At 49.8% G+C, this 17,262-nt stretch carries 19 protein-coding genes and 1 pseudogene; 16 read left to right on the top strand and 4 right to left on the bottom strand.

What is annotated here, in order from left to right; all coding sequences use genetic code 11:
* Positions 1-177 precede the first annotated feature (177 nt).
* The 5 genes from htpG (at position 178) to LC073_RS06875 (ending at position 5,404) form a co-directional block, all read left to right on the top strand.
* On the top strand, positions 178-2,091 hold the full coding sequence (gene htpG, locus LC073_RS06895) for a molecular chaperone HtpG (RefSeq protein ID WP_226645392.1): 1,914 nt from the start codon (positions 178-180) through the stop codon (positions 2,089-2,091).
* Between the two features lie 253 nt (positions 2,092-2,344).
* Positions 2,345-3,376: an NAD(P)H-dependent glycerol-3-phosphate dehydrogenase gene (locus tag LC073_RS06890; protein WP_226645390.1), complete on the top strand. Its 1,032-nt coding sequence runs from the start codon at positions 2,345-2,347 to the stop codon at positions 3,374-3,376.
* Positions 3,377-3,388: 12 nt separating this feature from the next.
* A complete protein-coding gene (locus tag LC073_RS06885) occupies positions 3,389-3,913 on the top strand; it encodes a DUF4389 domain-containing protein (protein ID WP_226645388.1) in 525 nt (174 codons plus the stop codon).
* Positions 3,914-3,932: 19 nt separating this feature from the next.
* Positions 3,933-4,391: a phosphohistidine phosphatase SixA gene (gene sixA, locus LC073_RS06880; protein ID WP_226645387.1), complete on the top strand. Its 459-nt coding sequence runs from the start codon at positions 3,933-3,935 to the stop codon at positions 4,389-4,391.
* A 143-nt stretch (positions 4,392-4,534) separates the two neighbouring features.
* Positions 4,535-5,404 carry an alpha/beta fold hydrolase gene (locus tag LC073_RS06875; protein WP_226645385.1) on the top strand — a complete coding sequence of 290 codons (870 nt, stop codon included), beginning with the start codon at positions 4,535-4,537 and terminating at the stop codon, positions 5,402-5,404.
* Positions 5,405-5,416: 12 nt separating this feature from the next.
* Here the strand turns inward: LC073_RS06875 and LC073_RS06870 are convergent, their stop codons facing one another.
* Positions 5,417-5,761 (bottom strand): 5-carboxymethyl-2-hydroxymuconate Delta-isomerase, encoded by a 345-nt coding sequence (locus LC073_RS06870; RefSeq protein ID WP_226645383.1) that lies wholly within the window; start codon positions 5,759-5,761, stop codon positions 5,417-5,419.
* A 62-nt stretch (positions 5,762-5,823) separates the two neighbouring features.
* Positions 5,824-6,369: a GTP cyclohydrolase I FolE gene (gene folE, locus LC073_RS06865; RefSeq protein ID WP_226645381.1), complete on the bottom strand. Its 546-nt coding sequence runs from the start codon at positions 6,367-6,369 to the stop codon at positions 5,824-5,826.
* A 384-nt stretch (positions 6,370-6,753) separates the two neighbouring features.
* Here folE and prmB point away from each other — a divergent pair, with 384 nt between their 5' ends.
* Positions 6,754-7,677, top strand: coding sequence for a 50S ribosomal protein L3 N(5)-glutamine methyltransferase (gene prmB, locus LC073_RS06860; protein WP_226645380.1), 924 nt, complete (start codon positions 6,754-6,756; stop codon positions 7,675-7,677).
* Positions 7,678-7,854: 177 nt separating this feature from the next.
* Positions 7,855-8,931, top strand: a complete 1,077-nt coding sequence (aroC, locus tag LC073_RS06855) for a chorismate synthase (protein WP_226645378.1) — start codon at positions 7,855-7,857, stop codon at positions 8,929-8,931.
* A gap of 78 nt (positions 8,932-9,009) precedes the next feature.
* Here aroC and LC073_RS06850 read toward each other — a convergent pair whose 3' ends face one another.
* Together LC073_RS06850 and LC073_RS06845 are read right to left on the bottom strand one after the other, a co-directional pair.
* Positions 9,010-9,741, bottom strand: coding sequence for an integron integrase (locus LC073_RS06850; RefSeq protein WP_226645820.1), 732 nt, complete (start codon positions 9,739-9,741; stop codon positions 9,010-9,012).
* Positions 9,660-10,024: pseudogene (locus tag LC073_RS06845) on the bottom strand (site-specific integrase). The gene LC073_RS06850 and the pseudogene LC073_RS06845 overlap by 82 nt, the downstream one beginning before the upstream one ends.
* Positions 10,025-10,790: 766 nt before the next feature.
* Here LC073_RS06845 and LC073_RS06840 point away from each other — a divergent pair.
* From LC073_RS06840 to LC073_RS06800, 9 genes are all read left to right on the top strand, one after another.
* Positions 10,791-11,375, top strand: coding sequence for a DUF4375 domain-containing protein (locus LC073_RS06840; protein ID WP_226645375.1), 585 nt, complete (start codon positions 10,791-10,793; stop codon positions 11,373-11,375).
* A gap of 102 nt (positions 11,376-11,477) precedes the next feature.
* Positions 11,478-11,873 carry an energy transducer TonB gene (locus LC073_RS06835; protein WP_226645372.1) on the top strand — a complete coding sequence of 132 codons (396 nt, stop codon included), beginning with the start codon at positions 11,478-11,480 and terminating at the stop codon, positions 11,871-11,873.
* A gap of 137 nt (positions 11,874-12,010) precedes the next feature.
* Positions 12,011-13,177 carry a transposase gene (locus tag LC073_RS06830; RefSeq protein WP_226645369.1) on the top strand — a complete coding sequence of 389 codons (1,167 nt, stop codon included), beginning with the start codon at positions 12,011-12,013 and terminating at the stop codon, positions 13,175-13,177.
* Positions 13,178-13,283: 106 nt separating this feature from the next.
* A complete protein-coding gene (locus tag LC073_RS06825; RefSeq protein ID WP_226645367.1) occupies positions 13,284-13,682 on the top strand; it encodes a hypothetical protein in 399 nt (132 codons plus the stop codon).
* A 118-nt stretch (positions 13,683-13,800) separates the two neighbouring features.
* Entirely contained in the window at positions 13,801-14,085 is a 285-nt protein-coding gene (locus LC073_RS06820; RefSeq protein ID WP_226645365.1) for a hypothetical protein, read from the top strand.
* A 1,031-nt stretch (positions 14,086-15,116) separates the two neighbouring features.
* Positions 15,117-15,518 (top strand): hypothetical protein, encoded by a 402-nt coding sequence (locus LC073_RS06815; protein WP_226645363.1) that lies wholly within the window; start codon positions 15,117-15,119, stop codon positions 15,516-15,518.
* Between the two features lie 128 nt (positions 15,519-15,646).
* Positions 15,647-15,955: a hypothetical protein gene (locus LC073_RS06810; RefSeq protein ID WP_226645361.1), complete on the top strand. Its 309-nt coding sequence runs from the start codon at positions 15,647-15,649 to the stop codon at positions 15,953-15,955.
* Positions 15,956-16,416: 461 nt separating this feature from the next.
* Positions 16,417-16,677 (top strand): hypothetical protein, encoded by a 261-nt coding sequence (locus tag LC073_RS06805; protein WP_226645357.1) that lies wholly within the window; start codon positions 16,417-16,419, stop codon positions 16,675-16,677.
* 106 nt (positions 16,678-16,783) lie between these two features.
* Entirely contained in the window at positions 16,784-17,083 is a 300-nt protein-coding gene (locus LC073_RS06800) for a hypothetical protein (RefSeq protein ID WP_226645353.1), read from the top strand.
* Positions 17,084-17,262: the final 179 nt, after the last annotated feature.

Here is a 17,262-nt window from a genome sequence, read left to right as displayed (position 1 = left end):
TTCCCGATGGCTCCAATTTATTCAAAAATGTCGCACTCACATGGTTAATGACTTAAAGGCCGTTTGAGTCACGATGTTATTCTCAATTTTCCTAATTCTGGCTTCGCCCTTGAAACCTGCCAGCAGATCCCAATATTTGCTCCCTGTTCCGATTGACGTGTATGGGGAGACCTACAGATGACCATTGAGGCCCACAAAGAGAGCCACGGATTCCAGACAGAAGCCAAGCAACTGCTACACCTGATGATCCACTCGCTCTACTCCAACAAGGAGATTTTCCTGCGCGAGCTGGTATCCAATGCTTCTGATGCCGCCGACAAACTGCGCTTTGAAGCGCTATCCAAGCCAGAATTATTTGCCGATGATACGGATCTGCGTATTCGTATCGAGTTCGATAAAGACGCGGGCACTCTGACCATTACCGATAACGGTATCGGCATGAGCCGTGATGAAGTGATCGAAAATCTCGGCACCATTGCTCGCTCCGGCACCTCCGCGTTCATGCAGCAGCTCACTGGAGACCAGAAAAAAGACGCACACCTGATTGGTCAGTTTGGTGTTGGTTTCTACTCCGCATTTATTGTTGCCGACAAAGTAGATGTATTTACCCGTCGCGCCGGCCTCGAAGCCGACCAGGGTGTGCACTGGGAATGTCACGGTGAAGCGGAATACTCCGTTGAGAATGTGGAGCTGCCCCAGCGCGGTACCCGCGTAGTCCTGCATCTGAAAGAAGATGCAAAAGAATTTGCCGATGGCTGGCGCTTGCGCTCCATTATCAAAAAGTACTCCGATCACATCGCCATTCCAGTGGAGATGCTGAAAGAGGCAATGCCGGCGGCAGAGGGTGAGGAAAAAGAAGAGAAGGCACCTGAGTTTGAAGCGGTCAACGCGGCCCAGGCGCTGTGGACCCGCCCGCGCTCCGAAGTGAAAGCCGAGGAGTACAAGGAGTTCTACAAGCATATTTCCCACGACTTTGACGAACCGCTCAGCTGGAGCCATAACCGTGTCGAGGGCAAGCAGGATTACACCAGTCTGCTGTATATCCCCGCACGCACGCCATTTGACCTGTACCAGCGCGATGCCGCCCGCGGTCTCAAGCTATATGTACAGCGCACTTTTATCATGGACGATGCCGAGCAGTTCCTGCCGCTGTATCTGCGTTTCGTAAAAGGTGTACTGGATTCCAACGATCTGCCCCTGAACGTTTCCCGTGAAATCCTGCAGAAAGATCGCAATACCGATGCGATCAAGAATGCGCTGACCAAGCGCGTACTGGATATGTTGGACAAGCTGGCCAAGAAGGACGGCGATGAGTACCAGAAATTCTGGGATCTGTTTGGCAATGTGCTGAAAGAGGGTCCGGCTGAGGACTTCTCCAACAAAGAGAAAGTGGCCAAGCTGCTGCGTTTTGCCACCACCCATACCGATACCAGTAAACAGGATCAGTCCCTGGAAGACTATGTCAGCCGTATGAAAGATGGCCAAAAAGCGATCTACTACGTGTGTGCAGACAACTTCGCCACCGCTAAATCCAGCCCTTATCTGGAAGTATTCCGCAAGAAAGGCATCGAAGTGCTGCTGCTCACCGACCAGGTGGATGAGTGGTTTGTCGGGCACATGCACGAATTCGATGGCAAGCCGTTCCAAGATGTGGCCAAGGGTGCGCTGGACCTGGGTGAAGCCGAGAGCGAAGAAGATAAGGCCGAGCGCGAGAAGGTCGAGAAAGAATCCGGTGCGCTGGTTGAACGCGTACAGTCCGTTCTGGATAGCCGCGTTGAATCTGTGCGCGCTACCACCCGTCTGGTGGACTCACCGGCGTGTCTGGTGGTCAGCGAGCAGGATATGGGCCCGCAGATGCGCCGTATCCTTGAGCAGGCCGGTCAAGCGGTACCGGAGGCCAAGCCGATTTTTGAGATCAATCCATCGCACCCGCTGGTACAACGCCTGGATCAGGAGCAGGATGAGGACCGCTTTGCCGATCTCACCAATATCCTGATGGATCAGGCTAATTTGGCCGCGGGCAATCATCTGGCGGATCCGGCCGATTATGTGCGTCGCCTGAATACTCTGCTGCTGGAAATGCACGGCTAAGTCTTAGCCTGTTGCTAAAAGCTCTTAGGAGCCTGGCGCGGTGGTTTCTCTGTAAAACTCCCGCGCCTTATTTCTACGGCCCCAGTGGAACAGCCCGGTTGTGGAACCGGCAGCTTGCCCTGCTGGGGCCGTTTTCCGTTTTTGGCGTGTTATTTTGTAACTTTATGCGCAAGATCCTGAAAGTTGAACCCTTTGGGCTGAGCGGATCATAGCTCTATAATCCCTGCCCTCGAGAAGCTTTATCGGTATCAATATGCAAAAGGAAACTTCCAACCCTCTCTCCATCGCTGTATTGGGCGGCGGTAGTTTCGGTACGGCTATTGCCAACATTATTGCGGGTAATGGTCACGACACCCGCCAGTGGATGCGGGATTCGGAGAGCGCGGAAGCCTGTCGGGAAACCCGTGAGAACAGCAAATATTTGCCTGGAGTGGCTCTACATCCCGAGCTTTGCATCAGCAGTGACCTGCAGGAAGTCGTGCGAGGTTGCAACATTGTCTTTGTCGCCATACCCAGTAAGTCTTTCCGCGAAGTGGTACGCCGTGTAGCCCCGCTGCTGAAACCTGGCACCATGTTGATCTCCACCACCAAGGGGATCGAGCACGACAGTTTCCACTTGATGAGCGATATCCTGCGCGAGGAAACCCAGGGAATGCGTGTGGGGGTGCTGAGCGGACCCAACTTTGCCAAGGAAATTGTCGCGGGCCACTACACTGCAACCGTGATTGCCAGTGAAGATGAAGCCCTGTGCAAGGATATCCAGTCTGCATTGCACTCAGAGACCTTCCGTGTCTACTCCAGTAACGATGTGTTTGGCGTGGAGTTGGCTGGAGCACTGAAAAATATTTATGCCATTGTTACCGGTATGGCAGCGGCCATGGACCGTGGGCAAAATACCATCAGCTTACTGATTACCCGTTCGCTCGCGGAAATGATGCGCTTTGCCGAGGCCATGGGCGCGGACCCTATGACGTTTATTGGCCTTGCCGGCGTTGGCGATTTAATCCTGACCTGCTCCTCTGACCTCAGCCGAAATTATCGGGTGGGCTATCTGGTAGGGAAGGGTAAACCCTTGGATCGCGCTGTCGCGGAAATCGGTCAGGTCGCCGAAGGGGTGAACACCGTTCGTCTGATTAAAAAGAAAGCAGATGAAATGGGCGTCTACATGCCCTTGGTTTCCGCTATTCACGCCATATTATTTGAAGAGCGCCCGATTCCAGAGGTAATTCGTAATTTAATGTCGGGCGTGCAAACTTTCGATGTGGCCTATTCGGCCAAGTCTTGATGGAAGCCTCTTATGAAAAATGATGATTTAAAGCGCAACCTGAGTTCCGGGAATCAGTGGGTGCGGCTGATCTACATGATACTGTTCGGAATCTGCCTACAGATTGCCAGTTGGGTACTGCTGGCGGTGGTTGTGCTGCAGTTCCTGTTTTCGATTACCGGTGGCAGCGCCAATGACAATTTGCGCCGCTTCGGTGATCAGCTCGCCTCTTATATCTACCAGGCCGTACAGTTTCTGATTTATAACTCTGAGGAAAAACCTTTCCCCTTTGCCGAATGGCCGGAGTCCGAGGTGGATGATCTGTCCGGTTACGAGGGGGCGCAAGAGGTTAATGCAGAGGTTGTGGCTTCTGAGGATGATGTCGAGGCTGAGAAAAAAACTGAGCCCGAGCCGAAAAAGGAAGAAGAGGCCGAGGAGGCGATTATCCTGGGCAGCGATGATGATAAACCCGAGTTGGTAGAAGAGGGCGCGGAAGAATCTTCAACGTCCTTTAATGATCAAAAGGGTGAGTCCGACGAGCGCGGCAGCAAACACTAAACCGGTTGAGGCAAAATCAATGGATCTGTTTATCCTGCGCCACGGTAAGGCCGAGCCCATGTACGGTAACGATGCTGCCCGCGCGCTTACTGAGCGCGGCCGAAAGCAGGTGGCGCAGGTATGCAAAGAGCGTGCTGAGGAGTTGTCCTCGGTACGCGCCATCTGGGCGAGTCCATTTGTGCGCACCCAGCAAACCGCTGATATTGTCTCCGCACATCTGGGGCTGCCGGTTGTCACCGAGCCTCTGTTGATTGGCGATACCGATCCTCAGCAGTTGCTCGACAGGCTACAAGAGCAGCTGGCCGATAGCTTCCCCCTCCTCCTGGTAAGTCACCAGCCGCTGGTGGGCAGTTTGCTGAATGACCTCTGCGGCAGCGGCAACCAACACCCCATGGGCACTTCCAGTCTCGCTTGCGTGAGTTCAGAAGTGTGGGCCAATGGTTGTGCCGAACTGCAGTGGTTACAGCACGCCGGCTAGCTGTTTTCCATGCCGGTTTCTCTCTCGCTCAGCCTATTGCACTCAAATCCCCACATGGCTGGCGTTAACTGTCATTGCCCGCAGGACTTAGGGCCTGCACCATCCGTCTCTTAATTCTTAGTTTTATCCTGGAATCAGCGCGCATGAAGCAAGCCGCCCCCCACGAAATCAGCCTGGAATTCGACAGTAAGACTATTGCCGCGAGGCAGTGGGGGGATGGCTCAGGGGAGCCGGTATTAGCGCTGCATGGCTGGTTGGATAATTGCGCCAGCTTTGACCGTTTGGCACCACTGCTTGAGGGTATTAACTTGGTCGCCGTGGATATGGCCGGCCATGGGCGCAGCTACCATCGTTCTCCTCATGCCAATTACAATATTTGGGAGGAGGCTGAGGACATTATTGGAGTCTCCGAGGCCCTGGGCTGGCGCAACTTCTCCTTGTTGGCTCACTCCCGCGGTGCTATTGCCAGTGTGATAACCGCCGGGGCTTTTCCCAAGCGCATCAAGCGCCTGGCCCTGATTGATGGACTGGTACCGCCAGCAACGAAAGATAGCGAGGCACCGGATATTCTTGCCAAGGCCATCGCCCAGCGCACCCGCTACAGTCAGCGCAGAGCAAAGGTCTACCCCACTTTTGAAAAAGCGGTAGAAGCGCGCATGAACGGCATGTTCCCCCTTTGTGAATGGGCGGCGCGCGCTTTGGCCGAGCGGGGAACCCTGCCGATCGAGGGCGGCTACACCTGGAGCAATGACCCGCGCCTGATGGCCGCGTCCTCAGCCAAATTGAATGAGGCGCAGGTGCGTGCTTTCCTGTCGCGCCTCAGCATGCCGGTGCATCTGGTATTGGCGGAGGAGGGGATTGCCAACATGATCGAGCGGCTGCGTCCGGTGTTGGAGGGTTATAAAAATATCGAGGTCAGGGAGATACCCGGCGGCCACCACCTGCATATGGAGGAGGGCGCCGAGGCTATAGCCGAATGGTTTGGGCCTTTCCTGCGTGGTGAGGCTGCCTAGTGTTAGCAGGCCCTAGAAAGGTACACGTTTGGAGTAACAGCTGGGATCCATTTCACGTACTTCCACCGATACTGCCGGCACTCCATCGGCAAACTGGCACAGGCAGTTAAATACCGCGGAACTCAGCGCTTCCCGCTCCCGCTTATTGCGGCCTGCCAGCAGACGAATTTCAGCGTGGATAAAACTATCGCCATGTTCACCGGCTATAAACTGCTCATAGGCCTTGGCGCGGGTCTTAATGGTGTGCGAGGCGAATAAGCCGGAGCTGTGCATCGCCTCTTGTGCCGAGCTGATCAGGGCGGCGACAGAAATCCGTTCTTCCAGATTTTTAGCGTACTCAATAACCAGATGGGGCATGGTAATTCACTCCGTGAATACGAGCGACCCCAGTAGGGGCCGCGCTGTTCTGGTTGGCAGCCTTAGGGGCGGCTTATCAGGGAAAGAAATTCGTTGCGTGTGGCTTGGTTCTCGCGGAAGGTGCCCAGCATTGCCGAGGTCTTCATCACGGAGTTTTGCTTTTCCACACCGCGCATCATCATGCACATATGCTTCGCTTCAATAATAACGCCGACACCGGCAGCATTAGTGACCGTTTGCAGGGTCTTGGCAACCTGGGTGGTCAGTTGCTCCTGAATCTGCAGGCGACGTGCGTACATATCGACAATGCGCGCCACCTTGGACAGGCCCAGTACTTTGCCCTGGGGGATATAGGCCACATGAGCGCGACCGATAAACGGCAGCATATGGTGCTCACAGAGGGAGTAGAGTTCGATATCCTTGACCAATACCATGTCGGTGCAGTCACTGGGGAAGAGGGCGTCACTGACCACTTCCTTAACGGTCTGCTGATAACCGCGGGTCAGGTATTCCATGGCCTTTGCGGCGCGCTTCGGAGTATCTTTGAGTCCGGGGCGTTGCAGATCTTCGCCGATTGCTTCAATAATTCGTGCGTAGTGTTCGTTCATGCTGCTCTTTCCAACATCTCAGCCCGAGGGGCGGGTGCGCTACCCTAAGCGTTTGTAACCCGAGAGTAAAGATCCGCGCGGACCTAGGGGCCTACTGACACCAATTTGATAGCCTCTGCCAGAGGCCATTGTTAGCTCGGGAAGGCAAAAGGAGTGAAACCTAATCACTCTACATAAACGACCGATAATGCAGTTGGGCAGAAAATGGCCTAGGCCCTTCGGGTTGCAGCTATAAAAGCGCCACTCAGTGTTACTCGTCGCTTATTTGGAACAACCAAACTACACTCCTCGTGCCTTGATTGGCGCTTCTATAGCCACAACAGAGGCTACCCAATTAGTGACAATAGGCCCTGATGAGATACATAGCACTTAAGGATAGATTCAATGATAGAAAGGCGTGAATCCAGCCTGCACGAGCTGACCACGGTTTTGGACTATATCCGCTGGGGAGCCAGCCGTTTTAGCGAAGCAGGCCTCTGGTATGGTCACGGCACAGACAATGCCTGGGATGAGGCGGTATTGCTGGTCACCCACGCACTGTACTTGCCGCCCTATAGCAAGCAGGAAATCCTGCATGCGCGCTTGACCATGGAGGAGCGGCGGGACGTACTTACGCTCCTTGAGCGGCGCTTTACCGAGCGTTTGCCGGCGGCTTATTTGACCAATGAAGCGCACTTCTGTGACATGACTTTTTATGTGGATGAGCGAGTGCTGGTGCCACGCTCTCCCATAGGCGAAATGATCCGCCACAATTTCGAGCCCTGGCTCAATGTAGAGCCACTGGCAATCCTCGACCTCTGTTGTGGCAGTGGCTGTATCGGTCTCGCCTGTGCAGAGGCTTTCCCTGAGGCCAGAGTGGACCTGAGCGATATTTCAGAAGGTGCCATTGAGGTGGCGCAGATTAATATCAACCGTCACCAACTCAACGAGCGTGTGCGGGCCGTGCAGTCGGATCTTTTCAGTGGTTTACAGGGTATGAGTTATGAGCTGATCGTTTGCAATCCCCCTTATGTGGATGCCCGCGATTTAGCGGAGATGCCGAAAGAGTACCTGGCCGAGCCGGAAATTGCCCTGGGTTCGGGTGAAGACGGCCTCGATTTCACTCGTCGTCTGTTGCGCGAGGCTGCCAATCACCTACAGCCGGAAGGTCTGCTGGTCTGTGAGGTGGGCAACAGCTGGGAAGCTCTGGAGCAAGCCTTCCCGGAAGTGCCATTTATGTGGCCTGAGTTTGAGGACGGTGGCCATGGGGTATTTGTCATTAGTCGCGAAGAGTTGCTCGCTTACCAAAGCCACTTTGAAAAAGGGTAATTCTTTTTGTGTGCCCGGCAAATGCTATTGCCGGGCTTTCTATTAGGGACACATACCTGCAGCAATTGTGCTTTTTGCCATGAACTCCGCGCGCGGCAACTAGATCCTTTATAATGCACCGTTCTCCGCAAAGCCAACCGCTGTTAATTCACCAACTGTTATCTGGAAAGGTCGCATATGTCGGGCAATACCTTTGGCAAGCTGTTCTGCGTCACCACCTTTGGCGAAAGTCATGGCCCAGCCTTGGGTTGTATTGTTGATGGCTGCCCCCCAGGGTTGGAAATCAGTGAGGAAGAGATCCAGTTGGAGTTGGATCGCCGAAAGCCAGGTACTTCCCGCTATACCACCCAGCGCCGTGAACTGGACCAGGTGAAAATTCTCTCTGGTGTGTTTGAAGGAAAAACCACCGGTACACCCATCGGCCTGTTGATTGAAAATACCGATCAGCGCTCCAAGGACTATGGCAATATTGCCGAGCAGGTACGCCCGGCGCACGCCGATTACACCTACTGGCAAAAATACGGTATCCGTGACTACCGCGGTGGCGGCCGCTCTTCAGCACGGGAGACTGCCATGCGTGTTGCGGCCGGGGCCATTGCCAAAAAATGGTTAAAACAGAAATACGGTATCGAAGTGCGCGGTTACCTGTCCCAATTGGGACCGATTAAGGTGCAAAAACTGGACTGGGATCAAGTCGGCCAGAACCCATTCTTTTGCCCGGATGCCGAACGGGTACCCGAAATGGAAGCCTATATGCAGGCTTTGATCAAAGAGGGTAACTCCATCGGCGCGCGCATCTCGGTACATGCCAGCGGCGTCCCCGCCGGACTGGGCGAACCGATTTTTGATCGCCTGGATGCAGATCTGGCTCACGGTCTGATGAGCATCAACGCGGTAAAAGGGGTGGAAATCGGAGCTGGCTTTGGCTGTGTGGAACAAAAGGGCACCGAACACCGCGATGAAATTACTCCTGAGGAGGGTTTCCTCTCCAATAACGCCGGTGGCATCCTCGGCGGTATTTCCAGTGGCCAGGATATCGTTGCCCATATTGCCCTGAAACCTACTTCCAGCTTGCGTATACCCGGCCGTAGTATCGATCGCTCCGGCAATGCTATTGAGGTGGTTACAACAGGTCGACATGATCCCTGTGTGGGTATTCGGGCAACGCCAATTGCTGAAGCAATGATGGCACTTGTGTTAGTGGATCACGCCCTACGCCACCGGGGTCAGAATGGAGACGTGACTCCCGGCTGATTTGCCACTAATCAACAGTCTTTCTAACAAGGTACCGGCGAAAGCCGGTATTCAGAATCCTTTAAATTACAGCACAGCCTAAAAACGTTGCATTTGCAGCTCAGTAATCTCAGCCAAATATCCAGGGCAAGTTTCCTCAACTTTGTGGATACTACGAAGTCGATCAGATGGGCTTAAAACCCCTTTATCACCACGATTTACTACATGGGTATAAATCTCAGTAGTGCTGATGTCAGAGTGCCCCAATAATTCCTGGATAGTACGCAGATCGTAACCTGCTTCGAGTAAATGTGTGGCAAAGCTATGCCGAAAGGCATGGCAGCGTGCTGGTTTGTTGATTCCAGCCTTACCCGCAGCGGTACTTACTTGGCGCGTCAATGTGGACGAGTGCATATGGTGTCTTCGGTAGATACCTGATCGAGGGCATTTGCTGATAGTGTTAGCAGGAAACAAGTATTGCCAAGCAAGTTGTTTGGCGGCATTAGGGTATTTTCGATCGAGTGCATCCGGTAGGTAAACCAAACCGTAGCCGGCCAGTAAGTCCTGTTGATGAAGGAGAGATACACACTGAACTTGACGTTCTAGATCTGGGATTACTCCCTGCGGAAGAAGGGTAGTTCGATCCTTATTTCCTTTTCCGCCGCGGACAAAAATATTATTACTGCCAAAGTCCACATCTTTTATTCGGAGAGATAGTAGTTCGGCACTACGGAGCCCTGAGCCATACATTAGCTGTATCTGTAATCTGAAGACTCCTTGTGAATGACTAAGAACCGCGGCAACTTCCTCACGACTATAAACAACAGGCAGCCGTCGTTGCTTCTTTGCAAGCTTAAATCCAAGTCTGGGATTTCCTTGCCTAAGAACTGCTTGTAGAGATAGGCAATAGCATTCAAAGCCACTCTTTGCGTATTGGATGCGCAAAGACCCTGAACAGCAAGGTGAGTCAGAAACTCCTCACCTCAGCCGGGCCCATACCAGCAGGGTGCTTCAATCGATTAAAGTGAATAAATCGCTTTATCCAGTGCGTGTAAGTTTGCTCTGTTCGGTACGATAGTCCCTGTTTGCGAATATGCTGACGTAAAATATCCATAAAACGTTCAGGTTTAGAAGGTAGCTTAGGGCGAATATCATCCATGATGCTTTCTTTGTACTGTTTTTATATACAGTATTTATTATTTTTCGGTGCTGTCAATAACCAAGATCAAAAGCAGCTGCACATATCCACGGTAATATAAGAGTTAACTCCTTGATTTTGAACGATTTACATCTGTGATCAAAAGCAACAAAATAACAAGATATATTGCAGCTGCAATATATCCACTTGAGTATTTCTATGTCAGCGATAGCTAACTCTCTGATTTGTAAATATTTTTTAGGTCTTTGGTGGTTTTTTGATCTGGGGATATGTTGCAGGGTGATATAATGCAGCTGCTTTTGAATACACTGTTATTGGTCGCTCGCTCCAGTCTTGCGAGGGTACAGTTAAGAATAGCAGGTGATTATTGGGTTGCTGTATATAAAAACAGTATTGGCGTGAAAGCCCATAGTCAACGGTTCAACCTTCGTGTAAGCTTCGAAGCTTCAGCGACGCTCGCATAACGAAGTTGATGCGGACGGCGCAGCCGCTTCGAAGCGAAGCAAGGCCGCGAACCTAGAGCTGCTAATTTTTCTCTCCGAATCGTGGTAGACAGTAGCAAGAAAGATATTTGTAGTGGATTTGTTCACAATGCCACGAGCAACAAATAACAACCCGATGATGCGGAAACCTAAAAGTTGTCATTCCCTTTGCTTACGCAAAGGTACTGCCAACTTCCTTAACGGTTCCGCATATCTATTTTCGTTAGGCAAAAGTACAAATGACAGAGAAAGTACCATGTACAAAATGCGGTGCGCTTGTTCTTCCTAGTACAGCAGAGAGAACGGGTGGTGTTTGTATGGCCTGTAAAAATGGCATACGAGAAAGCATGGAAAAATCAAAGGAGTATTATAAAAAGGAAAGAGAGCTTGATAAAACATGCCCGTTCAGGCTCTTTTGGAGCGAGTTAGTGTCTCGTGTATATGACGAAAGTAAAGGTTTTAAATCTCTGTCTGAAGCAGAAAAAATATACTTTTCGGTTAATTGCCTGAGTGGTGAAGTCTATAATGGTGGCTTTGATCAGTACTTTTCCAATTCAGCTGGTGAAAACTACACGCATGCTGAATTAGGGCTAATTCAACTTAAAGCAACAAATTCACTTAGGTTATTGCGCAAAGCTAAACAGATAGTATTTGGCAACTCGGATGTCCCAAAAGAGCAATATTTACGTCAGGTGGCAACTAATTCTGATGATGTTTCGAAAGATCTAGATGAACTAGACACCGAATTCTATAAAGATCCAGATCAGCTAACAGAGAAGCTTGAAACTTACGCAATAAATAATGACCTAGTCAAAAATGCCTAACAATACGTGCCAGCCGACATTTTTTCCGTCGCTCCTTTTGTGCTTAAATAGCACAAAAGGGCTTCTCCAAAAATGCGGCTGCACTCAGCGTTATGCATCACTATGAAAAAGCTAATTACCTTATATTTCGCATTTTTTTCTGCAATAACAACTGCGCAAGAGATGAAGTGTGAGGGTTTAAAGGAGATAAGTGCTCCCAATCCAACATACCCGCTTCCGGAGCAGGTTAGAGAATATCTTCCAGGCACGTCTTACATGCATATCTTTGTAGAGGGATATGTTGTGGTTGAATTTACTGTAGAAAAATCGGGCCACATCAATGATCTTAAAGTTGTAGAATCTGAGAACAAGCCAAACAGAGATAAGGCAAAGATTTCTTTTGACTGGTTCCTAGAAAAAAGCGTAGTTCCAGTTGTGAGTAAATGGCAGTTTGAGCCCTTGGTGCAACCCTGTACGCACAGGCAAAAATCTAGCTATTTTCTAAGCCCAAATGAATAACAAGTTGCCGCACAATCGCCCCTTCGGGGCTGGACAGCCTACACTGCGTTTCGGCTGCCTGTGGGCAAGGCGTTGTACATAGCCGCTACGCGGCAAAGAGGTAACATCAGAGATATATTAGTAAAGAACAAAAGGATATGTCCGATCGCACCATACAAAATTTGTTTGCCGATTACCGCGATAAATTAGTAGCAGAAAAACAACCATTAAAGAATCTAAAGGCCATCGATGCGTTAGCTCATTGCCGGACTAGCGCGATGGGCGTCAGTTATTATACATGCAAACAAAATCACCCCGGGATCGAAATAAACCATTCTTGCCGACATCGGAGTTGTTTTTTGTGTGCGCAGAAAAAGCGTTTTGAGTGGATTGAAAAGCAAAAATTAAGGCTGCTAAATAAACCCCACTTTCATGTCATTTTTACTTTGCCGCATGAGTACCTTTCGCTATGGCGTTACAACGAAGCGCTATTTTCGAAAATTATTTTTCAGGCCAGTCGGGAGACTTTGTTAAAGCTTTTGTCTGATCAGCGTCATGGAGGGGCCAAGCCAGGCATCCTTATGGCGCTTCATACCTGGGGTCGACAACTTAATTTACATCCTCACACGCACTGCCTGGTGACGGCAGGCGGCCTTGATCAGCTGGGGAGCTGGAAGGATTTAGGTAATTTTCTTTTACCCAGTAAAGTGATTCGTCAGGTATATCGAGGTACGCTCCAGGGGCTGGTAAAAGCTGCATTTGAGTCCGGCGACATGAATTTACCACCCGACATGACATGTGATGCCTTTTGGCGAATGTACCGTGGTCTGTATAAAAAGTCCTGGAGTGTCCGGATCGAAGAACGATATGAGCACAGTAAGGGAGTATTGCTGTATTTAGCTCGCTACTGCAAAGGCGGGCCGGTAGACCCTCGCCAACTAAAATGTGTTGAATCTGATGTGGTTGAGATGAGCTATCTTGACCACCGAGACAAGCGGACCAAGTCCCAGCAATTAAGACCCCGGGAATTTATCCGTCGGGTACTTCAGCATGTCCCTCCTCGGGGGCTTCACACTATTCGGTACTATGGTCTGTATGCGGCGGCTGCAAAGGAAGACTATCAACGTTGCCGTAAGGTATGCGGCACATTAGCGCCGGTTCCCAATAGTGCAGATAGGCTATCTATGGTACTTTACTGCAAGATCTGCGGAGGCCCATCCAAGCTTTCTCACCGATGGTGGCCCTCACGAAAAAAAGGTAATTCCATTAATAAAGATGGTCGGCCGGATATATCGTGCCGGCGCCCATGTACAACAAAACGATGAACAGTTCCTCGCTGATAGCTCATGCGATACATCCTAAACTCAGAGCGAGTTTATTTTTTTGTGTGGCGAGGACTGTTATCTCAGCGTTAGCGCATAGGGAAATATCGTGCCACAGTCAAAAAAAATATTTATTTCGGTAATTGCTGCATGCTTTATGATTGGATGCATTAATCACGTAGCAGATATCGTAAATGGTGGGCCTTTTCCATATACCTTTGCGCCATTCGGTTTCAATGCGTTCTGGACTGCATTGTCTGTAATTGATCTCCTTGTGGTAGTTTTGATTTTAGCTAAATTGAGAGCTGGCCTAGTTCTCGCCGCCATAGTTATGGTGCTAGATGTTACCTTGAATTCATATGCAATTTACGGTGTAGGAGTGAAGCTTGCGTTTTGGCCTGTACAACTTCAAACACTATTTTGTGGCTTTGTTCTTGGAGCGTTACCGGCATTGTGGGGCATAGTTCCTCGTCGTAATATTATGGAGGCCAGTGAGATAAATGCTTAACAAGGCCAGGCTGTACGCTCCGGCGCTGCGCGCCTCCGCGGGACGGCCTACGCTATGCGCTGCGCGCATAAGCAGCGCAGGCCGCCCCAGCTGGCAACGTTATAAATAGGACTAAGTAATGAGTAGTGAACCAAAAGAAAAATCGAAATTGCTGAGGGTTATTCAATCTATTTGCTCTCTATCTATAGTTGCTGTTATTTGCTACAGCATAATCTATGGAGTTGAATTGGTTTCTTCAGCTATTGCTGTGTCCGCAATAGCTGGCCTTGTATTACCGACTGTTATTTCCGAGTCTACCGTGGGTATCGTTGAGATTTTAACTGGTGTTTTGGAAGCCTTCGTAGAAGGTTTGGTTTGTGCTGTTACGGGTGTGCTTGAGGCTATTGGTTCAATTTTTAGCTAGCATCATAGAAATTTATAACAAGTTGCTGCATCCGACAGCCTACACTCCGCGCGCTTTATGCTATACGCTACGCTAGCACAAAGCGGCTTCATTTCGGCAGCGGCTGAGCAAGGCGTTATTGTGGCGGTCAATTTGTAGATAGTTTGTAGTTGCTGCAAGTAACAATCTCTACCTGAACGCGCTTCGCCAGAGAGTTTCCCTGCAAGCTGGCACCGTAGTTTCGTTCATATGCCTTCGTTTTAAGTCAACAAATTCTACAAGTAAGTTGCCTGATTGTGGGGTGCCAATCAGATAGTTAATCGGTAGGGAAAGTATGGTATTTTCCCTGTAAATTTATCGGGCAGTGGCCAGCCAAAGGTGGCTGGCAAAGAGCAAGTAGGTCGTTCAGAGCGCGCCAACTATAACCAGGCCAGGCAAGATCGCCCAGCCGGAGGCTGGGCTGGACAGCCTACGCTCCGCTTCGGCTGCCCTTGCTGGCAACGTTAGTTGTCTGAATCGGGCTTATGAAGCATACATGTCCTTACTGTAATGAAAGAAGTATTTCGAGTTGGAGTAAATTCAATTCCAGTGCTCTACACCCTGCCGTCTGCCCGAAATGTAGCGGTCTTTCCAAGCAACATTACGCGGGTACAGTAATTGAAGCCTTAATTACTACTTTCGGCATACCTGCAATTTTGTTGTGGTCGCTTCTAGCTAAATCTTGGTGGCCAATCATAGTTCTTGTTGTGGTTGGTGGCGCTTCCAGTATCCTGAAGTTTGTATATACACCAATGGTTGCAGTTGATTTGGCGCGGGCAAAAAATTACCACTGGTTCGCTTTTGGTTGCTTGGTTATGGTATTTATTTGGGCGGCATATGAGGCGCTCGGTGGGTAAAACAACTAACAATCGCAGGCAGTATGCTCCGGCCCTACGGGCCTCCGCGGGACGCCCAACGCTGTGCACTTATTGTGCTGGTCGCTGCGCTCCCTTTTTAGCACAATAAGCGTACAGCATTGGTCGCCCCTGCTGCGGGCGTTATGCAGTGAATATATGAAGAAACATGGCCCATCGAAATTTTTATATCCAGGATTAAAAGTGTGCGATGCCGAGGTTCATGCCATGGCAAGGGCCTGGATAAAATTTGAACTTCAATCGCCTCAAGGAATGTCTAAGGCTGAAGAAGCTCTAACGTATGGCGCTGTAAACAACCCAGCCGAGAACTTCAGAGTAATAAGAGAAATTTGTAGGCGTACCAAGGACTCGGATTTACTAGTGAAGGTTGGAGTATGTTTGCTAGAAGAACTTTTGGCATATAGTGCCCATAAGATCATCAGAAAGCTATCAGCCGAGCTACGTCACAATATGTCTTTTAGAAAAGCCTTCAAACATGCATATGTAACTCAAAGGGATAAAGGTTATCGTGCTACTAAAATATTGGCTAAAGAACTATAAAAAAGCATAACAAATTGCTGCATCCGACCACCTACACTCCGCTCGCTTTGTGCTGTACGCTACGCTAGCACAAGGCGGCTCCATTCCGGCGGCGGCTGAGCAAGGCGTTATCTGTCTGTAGGTAAAGAATGAGAAGAACTCGAAAAAAGCCAGTAGACCTCTATGGTGAGATTGATTCAAACTTGCTCAGTTGTTGGGTTACCTCCTTTTTAATGGGGCCTCTTGCACTGATTACTCTCGCATCCACGTTACTTGCTGGAATGGGATTCGATACCTTAATTCTTGCGTTGGCAGTGCTAATCTTCTCGCAGGCGATAAGAGGCATTGTCAAACTACGTAAGTTAAAGAAGAGTTTGCAGGAAGATCCCCAGTCAGTGAGGCATACTGATATTCTGGCTGCACCAAGCTTTAAAGGATTGTATTGGTTTATTCGCTAGTACACAGATAACAAGCGTAGGCACGCCGACAAAATTGGCGCTGCGCTTCAATTTTGCTCGTGCTACGAGCGTTATTGTGGCGGTCAATTTTTAGATGTTTTGTACCTGCTAAAAGCATCAATCTCTATCTGAGCACACTTTTCCTGAGAGTTCTCCTGCAAGCTAGTACCGCAGTTTCGTTCTGGTGTCTTCGTTTTAAGTCAGCAAGCCCTGTAAGCCAGTTACGCCATCGTGGAGTGCCAATCAGGTAGTTAACCAGTGGGGAAAGTATGGTACTTTCCCTGTAAATTTATCGGGTAGTGGCCAGCCAAAGTTGGCTGGCAGAGAGCAAGTAGGTCGTTCAGTACGCGCCAGCTATAACCAGGCCAGGCAAGATCGCCCAGCCGGAGGCTGGGCTGGACAGCCTATGCTTCGCTTCGGCTGCCCTTGCTGGCAACGTTATGTGTCAATGAGTAGGAAATATGATTGATGTCATTGATGGGTTTAAAGCAGGTGGTTGCGGTAAAATTTTTATCAGACACTTAATTAAGCTTATTTTTTCACTGTGTGCCTCGATAGTTCTTGTAGGATTGATTCGCTTCCTACTTGGGAAAGATGAGATAATACCTCTTGGTGCTGAATTCATAGGCGTTTTAATAGCTTTGGTATTAATGCACTTAGTTAATTTCATGCGTAAGGTAATTAAAAATGGCGAGCATTCTGATATCCCCCCAGCCACATAACCAGGCCAAGCAGGCTCGCCCAGCTATTAGCTGGTCTGGACGGCCTACGCTATGCTTCGGCCGCCCCTGTTGGCAACGTTATGGGGCTTGAGGTCTGAGATAAATAATGAAAATGATTTTTCTAACCTGCATCCTTTTATTGGTAGGCTGTGGCAAACAAGCTAAAGAACTTACTCCAGAAATGGAGAGTCAGGCTAGGGAAGCAATCGAGATATATTTAAAAAAGAATCAATTGCCTCTTGAGGGGTTAAAACCATTTAATTCTTCAGCATCGTCAAAACCAGATTTTGGCTTTTTATATACAGGTGGTGGCCGTTGCATCGAGTTCGTAGTTACATGTCATGGCAGCAGCTGCACAGATTGGGCAAAGTATCCATATGACGAGCACGGTGAAAAATGCCCATAACAAAGCAAGGCAAAATCGCCCTGCGGGCTGGACGCGCTAACGCGCGCCTTTGCTTGCGGCGTTAAAGTACAACTATGATCAAGAGAGCAGCGAGTAGAGCGTTTATTATTTGTGGGGCCTTGCTCATACTAGCAATGGTCATAGCCACAATTTACGCAGTGCTATCTGGCACAATTACT

Origin of the sequence: Microbulbifer variabilis, from assembly GCF_020524905.1 — a bacterium.
GTDB lineage: Bacteria > Pseudomonadota > Gammaproteobacteria > Pseudomonadales > Cellvibrionaceae > Microbulbifer > Microbulbifer variabilis_A.
The sequence above is the reverse complement of the archived record's forward strand: the minus strand, read 5'-3'. Positions and strand labels throughout refer to the sequence as shown.

Excerpts from the sequence above, each read along its gene's own strand:
- htpG (WP_226645392.1), top strand. The coding sequence starts at position 178 with ATGACCATTGAGGCCCACAAAGAGAGCCACGGATTCCAGACAGAAGCC.
- LC073_RS06890 (WP_226645390.1), top strand. The coding sequence starts at position 2,345 with ATGCAAAAGGAAACTTCCAACCCTCTCTCCATCGCTGTATTGGGCGGC.
- LC073_RS06885 (WP_226645388.1), top strand. The coding sequence starts at position 3,389 with ATGAAAAATGATGATTTAAAGCGCAACCTGAGTTCCGGGAATCAGTGG.
- sixA (WP_226645387.1), top strand. The coding sequence starts at position 3,933 with ATGGATCTGTTTATCCTGCGCCACGGTAAGGCCGAGCCCATGTACGGT.
- LC073_RS06875 (WP_226645385.1), top strand. The coding sequence starts at position 4,535 with ATGAAGCAAGCCGCCCCCCACGAAATCAGCCTGGAATTCGACAGTAAG.
- LC073_RS06870 (WP_226645383.1), bottom strand. The coding sequence starts at position 5,761 with ATGCCCCATCTGGTTATTGAGTACGCTAAAAATCTGGAAGAACGGATT.
- folE (WP_226645381.1), bottom strand. The coding sequence starts at position 6,369 with ATGAACGAACACTACGCACGAATTATTGAAGCAATCGGCGAAGATCTG.
- prmB (WP_226645380.1), top strand. The coding sequence starts at position 6,754 with ATGATAGAAAGGCGTGAATCCAGCCTGCACGAGCTGACCACGGTTTTG.
- aroC (WP_226645378.1), top strand. The coding sequence starts at position 7,855 with ATGTCGGGCAATACCTTTGGCAAGCTGTTCTGCGTCACCACCTTTGGC.
- LC073_RS06840 (WP_226645375.1), top strand. The coding sequence starts at position 10,791 with ATGACAGAGAAAGTACCATGTACAAAATGCGGTGCGCTTGTTCTTCCT.
- LC073_RS06835 (WP_226645372.1), top strand. The coding sequence starts at position 11,478 with ATGAAAAAGCTAATTACCTTATATTTCGCATTTTTTTCTGCAATAACA.
- LC073_RS06830 (WP_226645369.1), top strand. The coding sequence starts at position 12,011 with ATGTCCGATCGCACCATACAAAATTTGTTTGCCGATTACCGCGATAAA.
- LC073_RS06820 (WP_226645365.1), top strand. The coding sequence starts at position 13,801 with ATGAGTAGTGAACCAAAAGAAAAATCGAAATTGCTGAGGGTTATTCAA.
- LC073_RS06815 (WP_226645363.1), top strand. The coding sequence starts at position 15,117 with ATGAAGAAACATGGCCCATCGAAATTTTTATATCCAGGATTAAAAGTG.
- LC073_RS06810 (WP_226645361.1), top strand. The coding sequence starts at position 15,647 with ATGAGAAGAACTCGAAAAAAGCCAGTAGACCTCTATGGTGAGATTGAT.
- LC073_RS06805 (WP_226645357.1), top strand. The coding sequence starts at position 16,417 with ATGATTGATGTCATTGATGGGTTTAAAGCAGGTGGTTGCGGTAAAATT.
- LC073_RS06800 (WP_226645353.1), top strand. The coding sequence starts at position 16,784 with ATGAAAATGATTTTTCTAACCTGCATCCTTTTATTGGTAGGCTGTGGC.